Source organism: Streptomyces sp. CA2R106 (genome assembly GCF_037034245.1).
GTDB lineage: Bacteria > Actinomycetota > Actinomycetes > Streptomycetales > Streptomycetaceae > Actinacidiphila.
Window position 1 is genome coordinate 1 of sequence record NZ_JBAGKC010000154.1, and the last position, 679, is coordinate 679.

The window sequence follows — 679 nt, forward strand, 5'->3', positions numbered from 1 at the left end:
CTGGGCCGAGGGCGCGGGCATGCTCGTGGTGGAGCGGTTGTCGGATGCGCGGCGCAAGGGGCACAAGGTTCTTGCGGTGGTGCGGGGTTCGGCGGTGAACCAGGATGGTGCGTCGAACGGTCTGTCGGCGCCGAACGGGCCGTCGCAGCAGCGGGTGATTCGAGCGGCGTTGGCCAGTGCGCGGTTGTCGGCGGCTGATGTGGATGTGGTGGAGGCGCACGGTACGGGGACGACGTTGGGTGACCCGATCGAGGCGCAGGCGCTGCTGGCGACGTACGGGCAGGAGCGTGCCGGGGGTCGGCCGCTGTGGTTGGGTGCGGTGAAGTCGAACATCGGTCATACGCAGGCTGCTGCGGGTGTGGCGGGTGTGATCAAGATGGTGCTGGCGCTCCAGCACGAGGAGTTGCCGCGCACGCTGCACGTGGATGAACCGTCGTCGCATGTGGACTGGTCGGCGGGTGAAGTGCGGTTGCTGGACGAGTCCGTGGCGTGGCCGGCGGGGGAGCGTCCGCGTCGGGCGGGTGTGTCGGCGTTCGGGATCAGCGGGACGAACGCCCACGTCATCCTGGAGGAGGCCCCCGCCGAGCAGGACACCGCCGGCAACACGGCGGCACCGGTCATCGCACCGGCAACCCCGGTGCTCTCCGCGGCTGGTGTGTGGCTGCTGTCGGGCCGTACC

The 679-nt window shown here is 70.4% G+C and carries 1 protein-coding gene; it reads left to right on the forward strand.

Translation table 11 applies throughout. From position 1 onward, the window contains the following. A partial coding sequence (locus WA788_RS35475) for a polyketide synthase (RefSeq protein WP_335984619.1) occupies nucleotides 1-679 on the forward strand: 679 nt, incomplete at both ends.